This is a genomic window from Streptomyces sp. NBC_01460 (assembly GCF_036227405.1).
Classification (GTDB): domain Bacteria; phylum Actinomycetota; class Actinomycetes; order Streptomycetales; family Streptomycetaceae; genus Streptomyces.
Window position 1 is genome coordinate 4080990 of record NZ_CP109473.1, and the last position, 18850, is coordinate 4099839.

General features: G+C 71.7%; 23 protein-coding genes. 10 read left to right on the forward strand and 13 right to left on the reverse strand.

Going from position 1 to position 18850, the window contains the following annotated elements:
- Positions 1-89 precede the first annotated feature (89 nt).
- On the forward strand, positions 90-455 hold the full coding sequence (locus OG488_RS18130) for a PH domain-containing protein (protein ID WP_329230526.1): 366 nt from the start codon (positions 90-92) through the stop codon (positions 453-455).
- 3 nt (positions 456-458) lie between these two features.
- On the opposite strand, the gene OG488_RS18135 is transcribed toward OG488_RS18130, so the two are convergent.
- Both OG488_RS18135 and OG488_RS18140 read right to left on the reverse strand, forming a co-directional pair.
- On the reverse strand, positions 459-1193 hold the full coding sequence (locus tag OG488_RS18135; protein WP_329230528.1) for a peptidoglycan recognition protein family protein: 735 nt from the start codon (positions 1191-1193) through the stop codon (positions 459-461).
- Between the two features lie 77 nt (positions 1194-1270).
- Positions 1271-1915, reverse strand: a complete 645-nt coding sequence (locus tag OG488_RS18140; RefSeq protein WP_329230530.1) for a ScbR family autoregulator-binding transcription factor — start codon at positions 1913-1915, stop codon at positions 1271-1273.
- Between the two features lie 91 nt (positions 1916-2006).
- On the opposite strand from OG488_RS18140, the gene OG488_RS18145 reads away from it, so the two are divergent.
- On the forward strand, positions 2007-2933 hold the full coding sequence (locus OG488_RS18145; protein WP_329230532.1) for a ScbA/BarX family gamma-butyrolactone biosynthesis protein: 927 nt from the start codon (positions 2007-2009) through the stop codon (positions 2931-2933).
- Positions 2934-2939: 6 nt separating this feature from the next.
- On the opposite strand, the gene OG488_RS18150 is transcribed toward OG488_RS18145, so the two are convergent.
- Positions 2940-3704, reverse strand: a complete 765-nt coding sequence (locus OG488_RS18150) for an SDR family oxidoreductase (RefSeq protein ID WP_329230534.1) — start codon at positions 3702-3704, stop codon at positions 2940-2942.
- A 262-nt stretch (positions 3705-3966) separates the two neighbouring features.
- Here OG488_RS18150 and OG488_RS18155 point away from each other — a divergent pair, with 262 nt between their 5' ends.
- Complete coding sequence (locus OG488_RS18155; protein ID WP_329230536.1) at positions 3967-4875, forward strand: quinone oxidoreductase family protein; 909 nt, start codon at positions 3967-3969, stop codon at positions 4873-4875.
- A gap of 115 nt (positions 4876-4990) precedes the next feature.
- Here the strand turns inward: OG488_RS18155 and OG488_RS18160 are convergent, their stop codons facing one another.
- From OG488_RS18160 to OG488_RS18180, 5 genes are all read right to left on the reverse strand, one after another.
- A complete protein-coding gene (locus tag OG488_RS18160) occupies positions 4991-5191 on the reverse strand; it encodes a hypothetical protein (protein WP_329230537.1) in 201 nt (66 codons plus the stop codon).
- Between the two features lie 204 nt (positions 5192-5395).
- A complete protein-coding gene (locus tag OG488_RS18165) occupies positions 5396-5704 on the reverse strand; it encodes an SCO5918 family protein (protein WP_329230539.1) in 309 nt (102 codons plus the stop codon).
- 61 nt (positions 5705-5765) lie between these two features.
- Entirely contained in the window at positions 5766-7331 is a 1566-nt protein-coding gene (locus OG488_RS18170) for a DEAD/DEAH box helicase (RefSeq protein WP_329230541.1), read from the reverse strand.
- A gap of 299 nt (positions 7332-7630) precedes the next feature.
- Positions 7631-7834 carry a cold-shock protein gene (locus OG488_RS18175; protein ID WP_031090619.1) on the reverse strand — a complete coding sequence of 68 codons (204 nt, stop codon included), beginning with the start codon at positions 7832-7834 and terminating at the stop codon, positions 7631-7633.
- A 305-nt stretch (positions 7835-8139) separates the two neighbouring features.
- On the reverse strand, positions 8140-8484 hold the full coding sequence (locus OG488_RS18180) for a MerR family transcriptional regulator (RefSeq protein ID WP_329230543.1): 345 nt from the start codon (positions 8482-8484) through the stop codon (positions 8140-8142).
- Positions 8485-8827: 343 nt separating this feature from the next.
- On the opposite strand from OG488_RS18180, the gene OG488_RS18185 reads away from it, so the two are divergent.
- Positions 8828-9412 (forward strand): hypothetical protein, encoded by a 585-nt coding sequence (locus OG488_RS18185; RefSeq protein ID WP_329230545.1) that lies wholly within the window; start codon positions 8828-8830, stop codon positions 9410-9412.
- A 98-nt stretch (positions 9413-9510) separates the two neighbouring features.
- Positions 9511-9729, forward strand: a complete 219-nt coding sequence (locus tag OG488_RS18190) for a hypothetical protein (protein ID WP_329230547.1) — start codon at positions 9511-9513, stop codon at positions 9727-9729.
- Positions 9730-9769: 40 nt separating this feature from the next.
- Here the strand turns inward: OG488_RS18190 and OG488_RS18195 are convergent, their stop codons facing one another.
- The 3 genes from OG488_RS18195 to OG488_RS18205 all read right to left on the reverse strand — a co-directional run bounded on the left by OG488_RS18195 (position 9770) and on the right by OG488_RS18205 (position 12737).
- Positions 9770-10171 (reverse strand): YunG family protein, encoded by a 402-nt coding sequence (locus tag OG488_RS18195; RefSeq protein WP_329230549.1) that lies wholly within the window; start codon positions 10169-10171, stop codon positions 9770-9772.
- Positions 10172-10223: 52 nt separating this feature from the next.
- Positions 10224-11918, reverse strand: a complete 1695-nt coding sequence (locus OG488_RS18200; RefSeq protein ID WP_329230550.1) for a SpoIIE family protein phosphatase — start codon at positions 11916-11918, stop codon at positions 10224-10226.
- Between the two features lie 75 nt (positions 11919-11993).
- On the reverse strand, positions 11994-12737 hold the full coding sequence (locus OG488_RS18205; RefSeq protein WP_329230552.1) for an alpha/beta hydrolase: 744 nt from the start codon (positions 12735-12737) through the stop codon (positions 11994-11996).
- A 160-nt stretch (positions 12738-12897) separates the two neighbouring features.
- On the opposite strand from OG488_RS18205, the gene OG488_RS18210 reads away from it, so the two are divergent.
- The 3 genes from OG488_RS18210 to OG488_RS18220 all read left to right on the forward strand — a co-directional run bounded on the left by OG488_RS18210 (position 12898) and on the right by OG488_RS18220 (position 15531).
- Complete coding sequence (locus OG488_RS18210; protein ID WP_329230554.1) at positions 12898-13383, forward strand: peroxiredoxin family protein; 486 nt, start codon at positions 12898-12900, stop codon at positions 13381-13383.
- A gap of 105 nt (positions 13384-13488) precedes the next feature.
- Positions 13489-14010, forward strand: a complete 522-nt coding sequence (locus OG488_RS18215; RefSeq protein ID WP_329230555.1) for a hypothetical protein — start codon at positions 13489-13491, stop codon at positions 14008-14010.
- 84 nt (positions 14011-14094) lie between these two features.
- Positions 14095-15531 carry a flotillin family protein gene (locus tag OG488_RS18220; RefSeq protein ID WP_329230557.1) on the forward strand — a complete coding sequence of 479 codons (1437 nt, stop codon included), beginning with the start codon at positions 14095-14097 and terminating at the stop codon, positions 15529-15531.
- A gap of 33 nt (positions 15532-15564) precedes the next feature.
- On the opposite strand, the gene OG488_RS18225 is transcribed toward OG488_RS18220, so the two are convergent.
- On the reverse strand, positions 15565-16599 hold the full coding sequence (locus tag OG488_RS18225) for a hypothetical protein (protein WP_329230559.1): 1035 nt from the start codon (positions 16597-16599) through the stop codon (positions 15565-15567).
- A 219-nt stretch (positions 16600-16818) separates the two neighbouring features.
- On the opposite strand from OG488_RS18225, the gene OG488_RS18230 reads away from it, so the two are divergent.
- A complete protein-coding gene (locus OG488_RS18230) occupies positions 16819-17568 on the forward strand; it encodes a type 1 glutamine amidotransferase (RefSeq protein WP_329230560.1) in 750 nt (249 codons plus the stop codon).
- Positions 17569-17609: 41 nt separating this feature from the next.
- On the opposite strand, the gene OG488_RS18235 is transcribed toward OG488_RS18230, so the two are convergent.
- Positions 17610-18173 carry a Uma2 family endonuclease gene (locus OG488_RS18235; protein ID WP_329230562.1) on the reverse strand — a complete coding sequence of 188 codons (564 nt, stop codon included), beginning with the start codon at positions 18171-18173 and terminating at the stop codon, positions 17610-17612.
- 206 nt (positions 18174-18379) lie between these two features.
- Between OG488_RS18235 and OG488_RS18240 the strand changes: the two genes are divergently transcribed.
- On the forward strand, positions 18380-18850 hold the full coding sequence (locus tag OG488_RS18240) for a cation:proton antiporter regulatory subunit (RefSeq protein ID WP_327116989.1): 471 nt from the start codon (positions 18380-18382) through the stop codon (positions 18848-18850).

The following is an 18850-nucleotide window of genomic DNA, read 5'->3' on the forward strand; positions in this document are numbered from 1 at the left end:
AGGGCACGAACAGATAAGCCGCCGATATTCTTTTCAGTGGGCTTTGACGCGTTCAACGTCCGCACATTCACTCGGGTGGAGGGTCTCCCATGGCACTGTTCGGTAACGCGCACACCGTCGATCCGGCTTCCGCGCAGCGCGACTACGCCCGGCTCCTCGGGCCGGGTGAGCAGGTGCAGGCCGCGTACCTGCTGATCCGCGACACGATCCTGTTCACCGACCGCAGGCTCGTCCTCGTCGACAAGCAGGGGATCACCGGCAAGAAGGTCGAGTACCACTCCGTCCCGTACCGGAGCATCACGCACTTCGCGGTGGAGACGGCGGGAACCTTCGATCTGGACGCCGAGCTCAAGATCTGGATATCCGGCTCCGCCACCCCGATCCAGAAGACCTTCACCAAGGGCGTCGACATCTACGAGGTCCAGGCCGTCCTCACCCAGTACGTCGCCGCGTAGGCCCTATCGGTCCCGGGCCCGGAGCCGGGCCATCTCGGCCCGTATCGCGGGCAGTTGGGCGTAGAGGGCCTCGCCCGGGCAGTACGTCGAGAAGGTGTCCCGGTGGCCGGCCACGGCGTGGAGGTAGACGACCTCACCGCGCCTGTACAGACTGTCGTCGTTCGTCGAGACCATCCGCACGATGCCCCGCGGGTCGACGGACCGGTCAAGCTTCCACGCGCCCACCTTCGCGATCCCCTCGAGGAGCGCCTTCGGCACCGGCACGCCGGGGCCGAAGGTGCCGAGGGCCGCGATCCCCACGCTGTGCGCGTTGAACCCGGTGGTGTGGGCCCCGCGGACGGAGCGCCCGACACCGCCCGCCCTGCCCTCGTACACGGTCCCGCAGCGGTCGACGACGAAGTTGTAGCCGATGTCGTCCCAGCCCTCGCCCCGGACGTGTGCCTCCTCCATCGCCCGGAGCATCCTGGGCGCGTCGGCGCAGTCGTATCCGTTGGTGTGCCCGGTGTGGTGGACGAAGACGGCCCTGACCGTCCCCGTGTACTTCGCGTCCTCCCGCACCAGGCTCTCGTCCGCGTGCCACTGCGCCCGGCTGACGATCGCGGGACGCTGCGCCGCGGCCGGATCCGCCGGCTTCGCGGTGGCCGAATCGGGCGCGGCGAGCCGGACCGGCGCATCCCGGAAGACCAGGAAAGCCAGCGGCACGGCCATGGCGCACACGGCTGTTCGGCGAAGCCACATAGAGCCACCATGCGCGCTGACCAGCCACTTCGCAGGCACCCGCACCCGATCGGGTGACGGGTGCCGGCGGCCTACGGTCAGGGGACGGCGACCGCCCGATGCTGTTCGATGATGCGTGCCGCGCGGTGCGGGGAGGTGTCGAGCCGGGCCAGCACACCCGGGACCGCGTTGTTGGGCAGGATGAGCTCGAAGAGTGCGGATATCTCGGCGACCAGGTCCGGCGGCTCGGCCATGGACTCCGTCACCAGCTGCACCCCGGTCCACGCCCCGACGACCAGCCGGGACGTGACCTCCGGATCGACGTGCGGAAGGAGCTCACCGCGCTCCTTGGCCTCGGTCAGGATCTCCGTCCCGAGGGCGATCCAGTCCGGCCAGCGGGTGCCGAAGAGCCCGCGCGCACGCGGGTCCACGGACAGCCGGATCGAGGCACTGAGCAGGGGTTCCCGTGGCAGCCGGTAGGCGAGCAGGAGCGCCATGTCCACCCACTCCTGCAGCTTGAAGGTCTGCGGGGTGACGCCGTCCGACGTCACGGCCTCCAGGAGGACACCACGGGCCAGCTCCTCCTTCGACGTGAAGTGGAAGTAGAGGGCGCCCCGCGTGAGCCCTGCCCGGTCGAGGATCGCGGCGATGGTGGCGGCGTCGTATCCGTGCTCGTCGAAGACCTCGGCGGCCGCCTCCAGGAAGATCCGGCGCGTGCGGATCGCCCGTTGCTGTCGTGCCAACTCGCGCTCCCCTTTGAACGTTGCAGGACGCTACTTCAAAAAGTACCGGTGAACCGGTATCATATCAGCGCCGTTATGACCATTTTGCGCCATGTCCGGGAGGACCGTGCCCGACATACCCGCAGTTCCGTGCCCGCCGCTCCCCGCGGGCGAGGGATGGAACGGCGTCCGCAAGGAGTACCTCCACCTCGGACGTTCCGACATGGTGCTCCTCACCTCCTGGCGGCGCAGGGAAGATGGCGAGTTCTCGCTGTCCGCGACGTGGCCGGCCCCCGCTGCCGGCCTCCCTTACGACCCGAGGATGCTCACGCAGACCGTCCGGCAGAGCGGCCTGACCATCGCGCACGCCGCGTACGGCGCGCCCCTCTCCGATCACACCTTGCTGCACTACTTCGACTTCATCGTCGCTCCCGGGTTCGAGGTGCCGTCCGGTGAGCCCTGCGACCTCGGTGTCGAGGTCACCGTCAAGAGTGCCAAGGAGCGGGGCAGAAAGGTCACTTCACTCGACATGGAGTTCCGCATCCTCCAGGGTGGCAGCGTGATGGTCCGCGCGGACGCCGAGTTCGGCTGGCTCTCCACTCCTGTCTACCGACGGCTGCGCGGCGACCACTTCACGGTCGACTGGAACACCTGGCCGCTGCCCGCTCCGGTCGATCCCCGCACCGTGGGCCGGTACGCCCCGGCCGACGTGGTCCTGGCAGCCGGAACCCGCCCCGGCCACTGGCAGTTGCGCCACGACGTGGACAACACCGTGCTGTACGACCACCCCGTCGACCACGTCCCGGGGCTCGCCCTGGTGGAGGCGGCCGACCAGGCCGCACGCGGCGCCCTTCACCCCGCGCGCTTCGAACCGACCACCGTCACCAGCACGTTCGAGCGGTACGCCGAGTTCGACCGCCCCTGCTGGATCGCAGCCGAGGTCCTGCCCGCCGACCCCGGAGAGACCTCGGTACTGGTCACGGCGACACAGGACGGAGAGACGGTCTTCCGGAGCCGGCTGACCGGCCTCTGCCGCTGACGCGGCTCACTGGTTGACGAAACCGCCGTCCACCGGCATGACCGTGCCCGTGAGGAAGGGGCAGCGGTCGCTGAGCAGCCAGGCGGCGGCGTTGGCGATCTCCTCCGGCTCGGCCGTACGCCCCTGTGGGGTGAGGCCGTTGACCATCTCCTCCAGCCCGGGATTGCGCCCGAACCAGTCGGCGGTGATCTCGCTGCGCGTGGTGCCGGGCGCGACCGCGTTGACCCTGATGCCCTGTTGGGCGTACTCGTCGGCGGCCGCCCTGGTGAGGCCGACGACCGCATGCTTGGCGGCTATGTAGGGCGCGGCGGCCGGTATGGCCACCAGCCCGCCCACACTGCTGTTGTTGACGATGGAGCAAGTGCCCGGGTTCTGCAGCATGGCCGTGATCTCGTGCCGGAGGCAGTTCCAGACGCCGCGCACGTTCGTGTCCATGACCGCGTCGTAGACGTCATCGCCCATGAGGTGCAGGGGCGTTCGGTCGCCGCCGAGCCCCGCGTTGTTGAAGGCGGAGTCCAGGCGGCCGTAGGTGTCGACGGCGAAGCCGACGGCGCGCGCGGCGTCCTCGGCCACCGTGACGTCACAGACGACGTAGGAGGCTTGTGCCCCCTTGTCCTTCAACTCGGCCACCAGCGAGGCCAGTCGGTCCTCCCTGCGTGCAGCCAGGACGACCGTCGCACCTTCCTCGGAGAACACGCGCGCCGCCGCCGCGCCGATACCGCTGCTCGCCCCGGTGATCAGGACGACTCTGTCGTGGAGAAGATCGCTCATGGCCGCAGTCTGGCAGGCCGCTCGCACCACGACCATGGCTGTTCGCGTAACACTCGGTCCGGCCCGGCTCCGCGGCCTCTCCGGTGCGTGGGGGCGGCGGGCGTCACGGGGACATCTGTCCGTTCCAGGCCGTCGGCATGCGCAGGGCCGGACCATCACAAAAACAGACCGGATGTCCCGTTTTACGTCCTTCTTTGCACCGAAGACCGACGGCCGACCGCAGACCCTACGCCCGTCCGAGGGACCCGCGGTACCGTGCGGCATGCTCGCCATCCAGTTCGACCGCTTCGGTGGTCCGGAAGTGCTCCGCCCCGTGGAAGTGGCCGCACCCGTGGCCGGCCCCGGAGAGGTGCTCGTCACCGTCGAGGCCGCCGGGGTGAACTTCGCGGACACCCACCAGGTGGACGGCTCCTACCTCGCCGCCGACGCCCTGCCGTACGTCCCGGGCAGCGAGGTCGTCGGCCGCACCCCGGACGGCAGGCGGGTGCTGGCCAGGGTCTCGCACGGCTACGCGGAGCAGGTGACCGCGAAGGTGTCGGGCCTCGTGCGGATCCCCGAGGATCTCGGCGCGGCCCAGGCCCTCGCCCTGATGGTGCAGGGGCTGACCGCCTGGCACCTGCTGCGTTCGGCGGCGCGGGTGCGGCCCGGCGAGAGCGTCGTCGTGCACTCCGCCGCGGGCGGAGTCGGCAGCCTCGCCGTCCAGCTGGCCCGGGAGTTCGGCGCGGGCCGGGTCCTCGCCCAGGTCTCCACCCCGGCCAAGGAGCGGCTCGTCCTGGACCTCGGGGCGGACGCCGTGATCACCTACCCGCTCGCCGAGAAGGCGGACGTCGTCCTGGACGCCGTCGGCGGAGACCTCTTCGACCGGGCTCTGGACTCCCTGGCCTCCTTCGGCCGGCTGGTGACCTACGGAAACGCCGCCCGCAGCGGCTTCACGCCGGTCGACCCGGCCCGGCTCGGCCGCCTCAACGCCTCCGTCACCGGATTCTGGCTGCGCCCCGCCCTCGCCGCGCCCGGTGCGGTCGAAGGCCCCCTCAGGGAGCTCTTCGGCCTGGTCGCCGAGGGCCGCCTCCGGCCCGTGACCGGCGGCAGCTACCCGCTCGCCGAGGCACGGCGCGCCCATGAGGACCTGCTCGCGCGCCGGACCACCGGGAAGGTCGTCCTGACTCCCTGAGCGGATCCGGCGGGATCAGGGGGGCCGGATTGTGCCCTCCCTGACCTCGCGCCCCCGGGCCCGGCCGCCACCGGTGCCGGAGAACCGAGGCCGCGCGGTGCCGCCCCGGACGGTCTCAGCCGATGACGTACGTCGTGCCGAGGAGCGTGGCGTGCTCCAGGACGTCCTCCAGCGGATCGTCGATCTGCCCCGTCGCGATCAGCGCCACCTGGGGCCCGTTGTGCGCGTCGGTGTGGGTCTCGTCGGCCTGGGCCGCTCCGGCCGGAAGCACAGACGCCAGCACGGCCGCCCCGAACACCGTCAGCTTGCTCTTCATGTCGTCCCGTCCCCTCGCCGGGCCGTCCGTGCGACCCGGAACGATCTTCGCGTCCCGGGCGGGACCGAGGCGCGGACACGAGGCGCGTGCCCGTGGACTGTTACAGACGTCCCCGCTTCGGCGGACAGCCGGGAGGCCCCGACGCACCGCACCCCCGGGCCGGAAGGGCCTCGGGGGTGCGGATGCGCGGCGCGGGACCGCGGCTCAGACGTCGCCGGGCGTCCCGAGCATCGCGGACGCGTTCTCCAGCGGGGTGAGGGGCACCGCGGGAGCGGGCACCTCCGCGGGGCGGCAGGTGAAGCCGAGACGCGTCAGCGCCCTGGTCACCTCGCCGGCGGTGAAGTCCCGGCGGTCCTGGCGGGTGATGATCTCGCCCACCTGCTTGACGGGGTAGACGCGGCGGCTGATGACCACAGCGTCACCCGTGACGGGCTCGGGCTTGATGCCCTTCATCGAGTCCTCCACCTCGTTCTTGAACAGATCGAAGGGGAAACGGGCGATGACACAGCGCATGGTGCCTCAACAAGGTCGAAGAGAATGCCGGACAGGGTCGGCCGGAGGGCCGGCCGGGTGGCTACGCGGCCTTGTTGGACCGGCGCTGCGCCGCCGCGGCACGCGCCTGCGGCGTCGCCGTGTTGGCGTTGGAGCGACGCCCCTGGCCGGGACGCGCGCCGCGTCGGCCACGAGGACCGGAACCGCCGCCCTTGCGCTCCGTCACCGGGGAGGTGATCGTGACGGGCACACCCGACGGAGCCTGGGCCCCGGTGATGCGGCTGAGCTCGGCCTCGCCGGAGCGGACCTGGGCGATCTGGGGCGTGATCCCGGCGTCGGCCATCAGCCGGGTCATCTCGCGGCGCTGGTTGGGCAGCACGAGCGTGACGACGCTGCCGGACTCCCCGGCGCGGGCGGTACGGCCGCCGCGGTGCAGGTAGTCCTTGTGGTCGCTGGGCGGATCGACGTTGACGACGAGGTCGAGGTTGTCGACGTGGATGCCGCGGGCCGCGACGTTCGTGGCGACCAGCACCGTGACGTGCCCGGTCTTGAAGCGGTCCAGGGTGCGGGTGCGCTGCGGCTGCGACTTGCCGCCGTGCAGCGCGGCGGCCCGGACACCGCTGTGCAGCAGGTGGTCGGTGAGCTTGTCCACCGCGTGCTTCGTGTCCAGGAACATGATCACCCGGCCGTCACGGGCGGCGATCTCGGTGGTCGTCGCGTACTTGTCGGCGCCCTGGACGTAGAGCACGTGGTGCTCCATCGTCGTCACCGCACCGGCCGCGGGGTCCACGGAGTGGACGACCGGGTCGTGCAGGTAGCGGCGGACCAGCAGGTCGACGTTGCGGTCCAGCGTGGCCGAGAACAGCATGCGCTGGCCCTCGGGGTTGACCTGGTCCAGCAGCTCGGTGACCTGGGGCATGAAGCCCATGTCGGCCATCTGGTCGGCTTCGTCGAGGACGGTGATGGCGACCCGGTCGAGCTTGCAGTCGCCGCGCTCGATGAGGTCCTTGAGCCGGCCCGGCGTGGCGACCACGACTTCGGCGCCGCCGCGCAGCGCGCTGGCCTGGCGGCCGATCGACATACCGCCGACGACCGTGGCCAGCCGGAGCCGCAGCGACCGGGCGTACGGGGTGAGCGCGTCGGTGACCTGCTGGGCCAGCTCCCGGGTGGGGACGAGGACCAGGGCCAGCGGACGGCGCGCGTCCGCACGGTTGCCCGCGGTGCGGGCGAGCAGGGCCAGGCCGAAGGCGAGCGTCTTGCCCGACCCGGTGCGGCCACGGCCCAGGACGTCACGTCCGGCGAGCGAGTTCGGCAGGGTGGCCGCCTGGATCGGGAACGGCACGGTGACACCCTCGGCGCCCAGCGCCGCGAGCAGCGGCTCGGGCATGTCCAGGTCCGCGAAGGCCTCGGCGGCCGGGAGGGCAGGGGTGATGGTCACCGGCAGGGCGAATTCACCCGAGACGGCGGAGGAGCGGCGGCCGTAGCCACCGGAGCGCTTCGGTCCGCCGGAGCGGCCCTGCGAGCCGGGCGCGCCCTGTCGGCCGGACCCCGACGAGCGGAATCCGTTGGCGGTACGACTGCCTGCGGATCCGCCGGACCGTGTCCGGGAAAATCGGTCGTTCGTGCGAGCTGTGCGATCGCGGTTCAATGGAGAACCCTTCCCTCGAATGGCACGTATCGAGGGATTCTTTCCGGGCGGCTGCAGCCATGTACGGCGCCAAGAATCGCAAGAACGAGCCGGTGAATTAACGAAAAACGAAGCCCGTCCGCCGGATGAACCGGCCGGATTCGGCACTCCATATGACTGCATATAACCGCCGTGCCGCGGCACGCGCGCACCGGGAATCATTCCGTCGGTGCACCGGCGCGGCGGCGGCCGGGAAAACGCAACGAGCTGGGGCCCGCACCCCAAGGTGCGGGCCCCAGCTGCGCCGTACGCCTGAGCGATCAGGCGGGGGTGATGTTCTCCGCCTGCGGGCCCTTCTGGCCCTGCGTGACGTCGAAGTTCACCTTCTGGCCTTCCTGCAGCTCGCGGAAGCCCTGGGCGGCGATGTTCGAGTAGTGGGCGAAGACGTCAGCGCCGCCACCCTCCTGCTCGATGAAGCCGAAACCCTTTTCCGCGTTGAACCACTTCACGGTGCCAGTAGCCATGTCATATCTCCTTCGGGGCGTTGCCCGTGGACCCACACTGTGTGAGTCCTACGTCGCCGCAAATGATTGCCCCGACCGGAAAAGACCGGAAATACAAAAGCGCACCCACCGGAGTGAAAACGGCGAGGGCACTTGAAGTTTTGGGAACCACAACTGCAACTGAGATCAACAGTAGCACGATTCGGGCACAAGCGAGCTGTAGGCCATATCACTGTGGCGCCGCTCCACCGCGCACGGCATAAACTCTCACCGCTCATTGCGCGTATTTCTGTGCCCACCGAAACAGATATACACCCGCGCACCGGTCAGGAATCGACGCCGCTCCGGCCCGGCGCGGGCCGCCGCAGCTCCTCGTTGAGGCGCAGGGCCTCCTCGAGCTGGTCCTCCAGAATGACGATGCGGCAGGCGGCATCGATCGGCGTGCCGCCGTCCACCAGCTCACGGGCGCGGGCCGCGATGCGCAGCTGGTACCGCGAGTACCTGCGATGGCCCCCCTCGGAACGCAGAGGCGCGATGAGACGGGCCTCACCGATGGCCCTGAGAAAGCCCGGTGTCGCGCCGATCATCTCCGCGGCTCGCCCCATCGTGTACGCGGGGTAGTCGTCGTCGTCGAGACGGCCCGTGGCTTGCGACGGGGATTCCGGGGGCATCTGCACCTCTTCTGCTGCGCACCCGACCAACCGATTTGGCCTGGCTGCACAAGAAACCCTAGGCATAGAGGTAGGTCATGTCTATCGCCGCCGGGGCAGGTTTCCTCCGTCCCCGGCGTCGCCCGCACGCGGCCGTGTGCCGCGGGCAGTCCGGACGGAGCCCTCCGCGGCCGCCCGGGTACCCCAACAGCGCTGACCGACCGGTCAGTTGTCGGCAGACCGGCGAACGGTCATACTGCTCACGTAGCCCTTCACGCATCCCCCGTCGTGAAGGGCTACGTTCACGCGCGGACAGCGGTTCCTCCCTGGCCGGCGCGCCCGCGCGACCCGGAGCACAGACACCATGAACGGCACGGTCAGGGCCACCGCGGTGGCCCGCACGGTCACGGACGTCCTGCAGCCCCGCAACGTACTGCTCGTCGGCATGCTCGCCGTCGGGGCGGCTTCCGCGGGTGACTGGACCGGCCTCCCCTGGGGTCTCCTCGGCGCCCTGTGCGCGGGCCTCGTCCCCGCCGGTTACATCGAGTGGGAGCGCGGGCGCGGGACCTGGGGGGACCGGCACGTCGTGGACCGGACGCAGCGGGCGCCCATCTTCCTGGTGATCCTGGCCTCGCTCGGCACCGGTGCGCTGATCATGGTCCTGGGCGGTGCGCCGCTCGGCATCCTGGTCGCGATGGTCTCCCTGTGGGTCATGACGACGGTGCTCCTGGCGGTCAACACGCTCTGGAAGATCTCGGTGGACTCGGCGGTCGCGTCCGCCGTGGTCGCCCTTCTCTGCGTCACCCACTCCCCGTGGTGGCTGTGCGCGGCCGTGCCGGCCCTGGCCGTGTGCTGGTCACGGGTGGCGCTCGGCTACCACTCGGTGGCCCAGACCGCCGCCGGGGCGGCCGCGGGCGCCTCGACGGCGGCCGGGTTCCTCTTCGTCTGAGCCATGCGGTGCGCCGCCCGGCCCCGATTGCGGACCTGCCCGCGAGCCGGTTACGTGGAAGCGGGGGCCGCGCCGCGATGTCACCTGGAGGCACGCCGATGGCCAGGAAAGCGAACTCGAAGGTCGGTCTGGTCCTGAGTCTGGGCAGCAGCGTGATCGCGGTGGTCCGCTCGGTCAAACGGATGCGCAGGACGCGGGGCGACCAGGACCGCCTGGAGACGGCGAACGCCGTGGCCGGGCTGCTGCCCCTGATCACGTCCGCCCTGCTCGTGGCCCGCAGGCTGCGAGGACGCTCCCAGCAGCAGCCCGCCGGGTGACGGGCCGGGGCTGGGCCGGGTGACGGGCCCGGCTCCCCGCTCAGGCCGCCTCCGCCCGTGTCCGCGCCCGCAGCCTCTCCAGCACCCTGGCGCTCAGCACCTCGTACTCCTCACGGAGGCGGACGATCTCCGCCGGGCGCTCGACGACCACGCCCCCGGACACGATCTCGTGCGCGCCGAACTGCTCCCGCGTGAGGTCGATCTCCACGCCCCTGCCCAGCCGGTTCCACCAGTGGAAGTCGACGCGCTCGCCGTCGACCCGCACCTCGCCCCGGATCAGGTCGCCGCCCAGCAGGTCGTTGACCACGAGGGCCGTGACGCCGCACTGGTCCCGGGCCGGGTTGCCGGGATCCCACAGCGGCCGGTGCGCGGGCGTGGTGGTGTCCGCGCCCCAGCTGCTGCGGACGGCTGCTTCGATGTCGGTCAGGAGCAGAGGTTCCATGCCCCGGAGCCTCTCAGCCACCACTGACAACGGCGGCTGTCCACGGGGACGTTCAGTAGCCCCGGCTGCGGGAGACGAGCACGGCGATGTCGTCCTCGGCCGTGTCCGCGTACCGGTCCACGACCCGGTCGAGCAGGTCCTCCAGCCGTCCGCCCGTCGGCATCGTGAGCCCGCCGAGCCGCTCGATCGACACGTCGATGTCCTCGCCCCTGCGCTCCACCAGGCCGTCGGTGTACATGAACAGCACCGTCCCGGGTCCGCACGGCAGCACCGTCGTGCTGTACCCGCCGAAGCCCGTCCCCAGCGGCGGCCCCACGGGGATCCGCGCCACCCGGGCGCGGGGTGCCCCGGGATCGATGAACACCGGCGGCGGGTGGCCGGCGCTGGCCACCTCGCAGACCCCCTCCCGCCGGTCGACGACCGCGATCAGACAGGTCGCGGCCCGGTCGAGGCCGGACCGTTCGACCGCCTTGTCGAGGCGCTCCAGGACGCGGTGCGGCGGGAGGTCGTCCTCCGCCATGAGGCGGAGCATCGAGCGGTAGTTGCTCATGGCGACGGCCGCCTCCACGCCGTGGCCCATCACGTCGCCCATCACCTTCATGTGGCGTCCGCCGTTGAGCGGGATGGCGTCGAACCAGTCACCGCCGACCACCGCCTCCTCCCCCGCGGGGAGGTAGAGGGAGGCGATCTCGATGCCCCGGTTCGGCACCCGCGGGTCGGAGAGCAGGGAGCGCTGGAGCTCCAGGGCGACGCGGTGCTCGTGCGCGTAGCGGTAGGCGTGGTCCACGTCGACGGCGGCCCGGCCCGCGAGCGTGCGGGCGACGACGACGTCGAGGCCCTCGGTGAAGGGCGGCGAGTCGCCGGCCCGGACCAGGCTCAGCACACCAAGCGGACGGCCGGCCGCGGTGAGCGGCACGGCGACCACCGAGTGCAGGCCGATGGCACGGTAGGCGGCGACGCGTTCGGGGGCAGGGGCCGAGCGGGCGAACCAGACGTCGTCGGCCAGGTTCTCGATCACGGGTTCGCCGGTCGTCATGCACCGGGCCACCGCGGCGTCCGGCGGATAGTCGATGTCCGCACCCGCTCCGCCGAACCGCGCGATGCCCTCGGCCAGCTCGGGGACGACCGCCAGCCCCGCGCGCCGCACGCGCAGCGCCCCGGGCGCCGGCTCACGTCTGCCCTGCCCCCCGGACTCGGGAAGCACCTCGACGACGGCGATGTCGGCCATGACGGGCACCACGAACTCCGCCAGTTCCTGGCAGGTGGCATCCGCGTCGAGGCTCGTACCGATGCTGGCGGCCGCGCTGTCCAGGAGGGCCACATAGCTCCTCGCCCGTTCGAGCTCCTCCCGGTCGTCCTGGGTGGACGTGATCTCCTGGGCGATGCCGACCAGGCCGAGCACCCGCCCGCCCTCCTCGACACGGTGGTAGGAGATGCGCCAGGAGCGCCGCACCACGGCGGGATCCGTCCGGGTCCGCGCGCCGACGGTGACCGCGCGGGCCCTGCCGTCGCCCAGCACCCGGTGCACCACGTCGGTCCGGACGTCGACCTCCGCCAGGACGTCGTCCGCCGTCCTGCCCAGGTGGGCGGCGGCCGGCATGCCGTTGAGCCGTTCGAATGCCTGGTTGACGTAGACGTAGCGGAGATCCGCGTCGAGGACGGCCACGCCGGCCGGGCTGCCGCCGATCAGCGCGGCCAGCTCCGCCACGTCCGGGCGCGGCGGGTCGGCGTGCTCTTCGGCCTGCAACGGAGCCTCCAGGGGAGATACGTCCCGGCGGATGCCGGGCCGCCGCCCCTCACGGGCCGGCGAGTACCCGGCCCTTCATCCTCTGCCGCCCCGTACCGCCCCGCATCTCCGCGGGAGCGGGGCCCCGGCGTCGAGTCCGTCCAGCGGCAGGGTTCCCTCCGAGGCCGCCGCACCCGGCGGCAGACCGAAGGCGGCCTCGACCCGCTTCGGCACCGGGGAGAGCCCCAGCAGCCCGCTCACCAGCAGGCCGGCGAGGTGGTGCCAGGCCGGGGCCCGGCGGATCATCGCGTGGTCGCTGCCCGGGATCGTCACCAGGCAGGTGCGGGCGCCCGCGCGGCGGGCCCTCGCCGTGAGCGACTGGGACGCCAGGGGGCTCGTCACCCGGTCGCGGGTGCTGTGCAGCAGGACGACGTCGCGCCCCGCCAGCTGGGTCACCGGGTCGCCGGGCGGACACCACGGGGCGAGGCCCACCACCGAGCGGACCAGGGGGTGCCCGGCGGCGTGGAGGGCGGCGCGGGCGCCCATGGAGTGGCCGAGGAGGACCACGGGGATGTCGCCCGCCTCGCGCTCCAGGGCGTCCAGCGCCCGGAGTGTGTCGTGCAGCGGGTCCTCGCGGGGCCCGTTCCAGCCGCGGTGCGTGTAGCGGATCCGCTGCACGCGCACCCCGGAGTCACCGCGCACCGCGCGGGCCACGACCCGGGCGACCGGCAGCATCCGCAGACCGGGCAGGTTCATCGCGCCCGGCGCCGGTGCCGCCAGCCCCGTCTCGTAGCCGCCGTGGAGGATGAGTACCGCTGCCGACGGCGGTCTTCCGGCCACACGTACCTCCCGATCGAGGTGCGGGGCCGACGCCCGCGCACTCACCCCATATTCGGTGCCGGACGGTGTACGGATGGGTCGAACGTGTCGATGCGTGGAAAGTGCCGTTCACTGTACGAGGCACGAACCGTTCCCGTACGCGACCCAAGGAGCCCCCGACATGGCGTCAGGACCCCAAATCGGCCAGCTGGCACCGGATTTCACCCTCCCCGGTGGCGTGCTCTCCGACGACACCTTCGAGCGGCGTGACTACACGCTCTCCGCCGCGCGCGGCCGGGCGGTCGTACTCGCCTTCTACCCCGGTGACAACACGGCCGTCTGCACGAAGCAGCTCTGCTCCTACTCCTCGGGCCTGGAGACCTTCGAGGGCCTCGACGCCGAGGTCTGGGGAATCAGTCCACAGGGTGTGGACAGCCACGAGTCCTTCGCCCGGGGCCACGACCTGCGCATGCCCCTGCTGGCCGACACCGGGCGGGAGACCACCCGGGCCTACGGGGTCGCCGCGCCCGGCATCGGCGTACGCCGCTCCGTCTTCCTGATCGGACCGGACGGGGTGCTGCGGTGGAAGCACGTCGCGCTGCTGGGCGCGACGTTCCAGTCGCTCGACACGCTCGCCGCGCAGCTTTCCGGCATCGGAACTCCCTGAAAACTGCCGGACTCCGGCAGTACCCCCGCAAGGTCCCGCATGGGACCATTCAGTCAGTTCGACGGAAACGTGTCGGGGGACACCGCACACCGGGGGAGTGATCACGTGACCGTTCTTCTCGGTCTCGGCATGGCGGGGATCGCACTGCTCACGCTCTCCCTCATCTTCGACGGGATCCTCGAAGGACTCCTCGGAGACGCGCTGGGCGGGCTGCTGAACGGTTTCTTCGACGGCCTGCTCTCGCTGCCCGTCATCGCCGGCTTCCTCTCCATGCTCGGCTTCGGGGGAGCGATCGTCCTCGGCACCACCGAGGCCGGCGTCCCGGTGGCGATCGCGGCGGGCGCCCTCGCGGGCCTCGTCGCGGCCTGGCTGACCTGGAAGTTCAGCCAGGCCCTGATGCGGGATCAGACCACGGCCACACCGCGCGGCGACGACCTCGTCGGCACCTCGGGATCCGTGGTCACACCGATCCCGGCCGACGGTTACGGCGAGGTCCTGCTGCGGCTCGCGGGACAGACCGTGAAGTACGCGGCGAAGAGCGCCGCCCCGGTCGAACGCGGCGCGGAGATCTGGGTGGAGGCCACCCTCTCGACCACCTCGGTCACCGTCCGCCCCGTCGAGCGCTGACCCACCAGCGAGCCACACGCCTGTCCGTAACCCGTACAGCGAACACACTGCCGTCCCGTCGGGAGGGCAGGGGGGACACCACTCATGAGTCCAGTAGTCATCGCCGTCATCGGCATCGTCGTCCTTCTCGTGCTCCTCGGCCTCGCCGTGATCACCCGGTACAAGGTCGCGGGGCCCAGCCAGGCCTTCATCATCACGGGCCGCCGCGGCAAGAAGTCCACCGATCCGGTGACCGGCCGCACCAGCATCGACAACAGCGGCCAGAAGGTCGTCGTCGGCGGCGGCGTCTTCGTGGTGCCGTTCGTCCAGCAGAAGTTCACCCTGGACCTCTCCAGCCGGCACATCCCCGTCGCCGTACGCGGCGCCGTCACCCTGCGCGGTGTGAAGTCCAACCTGGAGGGCGTCGCGATCGTCAAGGTCGGCGGCAGCGAGGACGCGATCCGCGCCGCGGCCCAGCGCTTCCTCCAGCAGCAGAACGGCATCGTCGGCTTCACCCAGGAAGTGCTCTCCGGGGCGCTCCGCGCCATCGTCGGCCGCATGTCGGTCGAGGACATCATCCGCGACCGCGCGGCGTTCGCCGGGCAGGTGGCCGAGGAGGCGGAGGCCAGCCTCTCCGGCCAGGGCCTCATCCTGGACGCCTTCCAGATCCAGGACATCACCACCGAGGGCTCCTACCTCGAGGACCTCGGACGGCCCGAGGCGGCGCGCGCCAAGCAGGAGGCCGACATCGCCGAGGCGATCGCCCGGCGTGCCTCCGAGCAGGCCCGGCTGAAGGCGGCCGAGGAGATCGCCATCGCCGAGCGGACGTTCTACCTCAAGCAGGCCGAGATCAAGGCGGAGACCGAGGCCGCCGCGGCCAAGGCCAACGCCGCGGGCCCCCTCGCCGAGGCGGCCCGTCAGCAGGAGGTCCTCGCCGAGCAGGAGAAGGTCGCCCAACGCCAGGCGGCCCTGACCGACCGTGAGCTCGACACCAAGGTCCGCAAGCCCGCCGACGCCGCCCGCTACCGGGCCGAGCAGGAGGCCGAGGCCCGCCGCATCGCCCAGGTCAAGGAGGCCGAGGCCGACGCGGAGCGCTCCCGCCTGACCGGTCAGGGCGAGAAGCTCCACCGCTCGGCCCTCGCCGACGCCGTACGCATCGAGGGCGAGTCCGAGGCCGCCGCCATCGCCGCGAAGGGCGCCGCCGAGGCCGAGGCCATGCAGAAGAAGGCGGACGCCTTCGCGCAGTACGGCGACGCGGCCGTCCTCCAGATGCTCGTCGAGGTGCTCCCCCAGGTCGTCGCCAAGGCGGCCGAGCCGCTCAGTGCCATCGACAAGCTGACCGTCATCTCGACGGACGGCGCGAGCCAGCTGTCCCGCACGGTCACCGACAACGTGGCCCAGGGGCTGGAGCTCCTCAACTCCACGACGGGCGTCGACCTGGGCGCGCTGCTCCGGAACCTCCAGGGCAAGGCGGGCGGCAGCACCACGCCCGCCGTGCCCGCCGCCACGGCCAACGGCGAGAAGATCGAGATCAAGGACTGACCGGAGGTCCCGAGGTGCCCGGCCGGTGGAGGTTCACCGGCCGGGCACACCCATGTCCGCGTCCGCCCCGGCTCCACGGACGGCGGCGAACCTCTCCCGCCACGGCGTACGGGCGCGGGAATCACCGTCGGCGTCCACCAGTCCGGCTTCATCAGCCGCGATCCGGGCTCGCTCGGCCTCGGCCCACACGGCCCGCGCCGCCGCCCGGCGGCACGCCCCGCACCGCGTCCCGTCGTCGTCATCCGGATGCGGCCGGAAGAGGTGCTCCTCCCCCGGACCCGCGCAGACGACCAACGGCGCTACGGGAGGGGCCGGTTCGGGCCGGGGCGCGGGAGGCGGTTCCTCGGGCAGTTTCTGCACGAGCCTGTGCCGCAGGAACCCGACGGCCGACCGCACCCCGTCGGCGGGCAGGTCTCCGGTCAGCACCTGGCGCATCTCACCGGCCGTGACACCGCGCCGCAGCCACACCACGGCGAGCTTCACCAGCTTGCGGGCCTCGGCGACCCCCAGATGCAGCGACCGGTGCGTGTGCCGCAGGGACAGCAGCACCCGCTCGGCCTCCGCCGCCTCCGGTTCGTCGCAGGCCGACTCCTGGCTCGGCTCAGCCGGTTCGGTGGGTGGGTGGGAAGAGTTCTTCTCCCGTTCTTCCTCCACCGGTTCTTGACCACCGACGGAGCGACCCCCCGGTTGACCGACCATCGGCTTCCGCGCACCCGGAAGCGGGACCGGCGCCACCGGGCCCCCGTCCCGGGCACCCCTCGCCTCTTCCGGGGTCAGGACGACGTTGGCGAGCAGCTGCTCGGTCGCCCAGAACCCCCGCCCGCCCTGTCGGCGCCATTCATGGAGGTATCCGTGTGCGATCAGCAGGTGTTTGGCCTTCTGGTAGGCCCGTCCGGTGATCCCGAGGGTCCGCGCGTGCTCGCTGAGGGCCACGCCACGCCGGTCGGCGGGGAGCCCCTGCACGTAGAGGAGGAGGATTTTCGCGTCACTGCTCAGACGCTGACTACGGATCAGCTCGTTCGCGGCCTTCGTGTAGCCGCGGGACGGCGAGATAGCATGCCAAAGCATCCTGGTGGACTCCTGCATCCGATTCCACTGGCGGTGAAGGTCCTCGGGCTGTGCTCCTACACACGTCCGGGGACCGCGCCATGTATGCACCTGCACACACAGCGTGATGACGCGATTACGCTACCGCAGTCGAAACCCTGCGCCCGACCTCCGGCCTGACGTTCACACCTGGGGGTGACCGGGGCATATTCCTGTCATGGACGAGGGCAGGAGCACCCCATGACCGTCAGCGGCGCGACAGCCACGGCGCTGGTCGTCCAGCACCAGCCCGGGGAAGGGCTGGGCCGGTGGACGGAGTGGCTGGCGGAGCGGGGGGTGACTCCGCGCGTGGTCCACGCGTACGAGGGCGAACCCGTCCCGGACCGGCTGGAACACCCCGCGCTCATCGTCCTCGGCGGCGCCCACCTGCCCGACGACGACGTCGACGCGCCCTGGCTGCCCGCGACCCGGGAGCTCGTGCGCCAGGCCCTCGCCGAGGAGACACCGATGTTCGGCATCTGTCTCGGCGGCCAGATGCTCGCCCAGGTCGCCGGAGGGGACGTACGCGGGAACCACGGGACGCCCGAATTCGGGAGCACCCGGCTCAGCCTGCGCCCCGAGGCCGCCACGGACCCGGTGTTCCGGGGTCTGCCCGCGCACCCCGCGGCCATCGAGAACCACGTCGACGCCATCACCGCGCTGCCCGCCGGGGCCCGCTGGCTGGTCCGCAGCGAACACTGCCCCTACCAGGGCTTCCGCGTCGGTCCCGCGGCGTGGGGCGTGCAGTTCCACCCGGAGGCTTCGGCCGAGCACATCCGCGGCTGGAACCGCGACCGGCTGGACCGGCACGGCGCCCCTGCCCCGGAGACGCTGCACGCCCTGGCCCTGCGCGACGAACCGACGGCCACCGACACCTGGCGCACCGTCGCCCACCGCTTCGCCGACGTCGTGACCGCGACCGTCCGGCCCCCGGGCTCCCGGCCCCACTGAAGTACCGCGCTCACGGGGAGGCATCGGACCGGCGCGAGCGGTCAGACGGACGACAGGGCGCTCGTGTCGATGTCCACCTCGAAGGGGGCGGGCAGGCGCAGCACCGCCCCGAAGGGGTGCGGCCCGTCCACACGGGTGTATCCCAGCCGGCCCGGCTCGGAGAACAGCGTCGCACTGCCCTCCATCCGGTCGACGAGGAGATAGAGGGGCGCCCCGTACTCCGCGTACCGGCGGCGCTTGACCACACGGTCGGTCTCCGCGTTGGACTCCGAGGTGACCTCCACGACCAGCAGGGTCTGGTCCGGGAGCAGCGCGCCCCCGCCCTTCGCGAGCTCCTCGGGCACCACGGCGATGTCGGGGGCGTACCAGTTGGACGAGCCCGGCAGGTCGAGGTTCCCCGACCCTTCGACACACCCCAGCTCATCGACCCGGCCCTCGATCCGGCGGCGGACGAGTCGGGCGGCACGCTCGTGGTCCCAGGTCGGTGACACCGGCTCGATGATCCCCTCGATGATCTGGACGCGATCGCCCCGCACGTGCTGCACGGCGAACTTGAGGGCGCGCTCGGCGTCGACACCCTGGCTGTAGTCAGGCGCGCTCGTCATGGGGCTCCGCTCCCGTCCGTGTCCACGACTGTGGCTACCCGGCATCATGCCCGTCCGGCACCCGCCCCTGACGCCGTCGCCGGTGCGCCCGCCCCGGTGTCCCCGCGCTGCCCGACGCCCGGAAGCGCCCTCCGGTTAGGGTAATGAGCAGCTAAAGAGATGATCAAAAGCGCGCCCCGCCGCCGCGCGCTCCTCGGGAGGAAGCCATGGGAACCCACCGCACGTCGCTGCCAGGAGTCGGCGTCCAGTACGACTACACCACCGAGTCGGGGCAGCACATCTCCGTCGTCGTGCACCACGACGGACGGCGGTTCCTGGGGTTCTACGAGCAGGACGACCCGGATTCGTGCGTGCTCTCCGTACCCCTGACGACCGCCGAGGCCACCGGGCTCGCGCACCTCATCGACGCGGCGCCGATCGATGCCGTACGGACCGAGGGGATAGACCTGGTCACCGAGCACATCCCGCTCGGGACCCGCTCCCCGTACGGCGGGCGGCTGCTCGGCGACACCCGGGCGCGGACGCGGACGGGCGCCTCGATCGTGGCCGTGCTGCGCACGCACAGCGCGCACCCGTCGCCGGGGCCGGACTTCCGGCTGGCCATCGGGGACACGCTCGTCGTCGTGGGAACACGTGAGGGCGTCGACACGCTCTCCGAGATCATTGCGGAGGGGTGA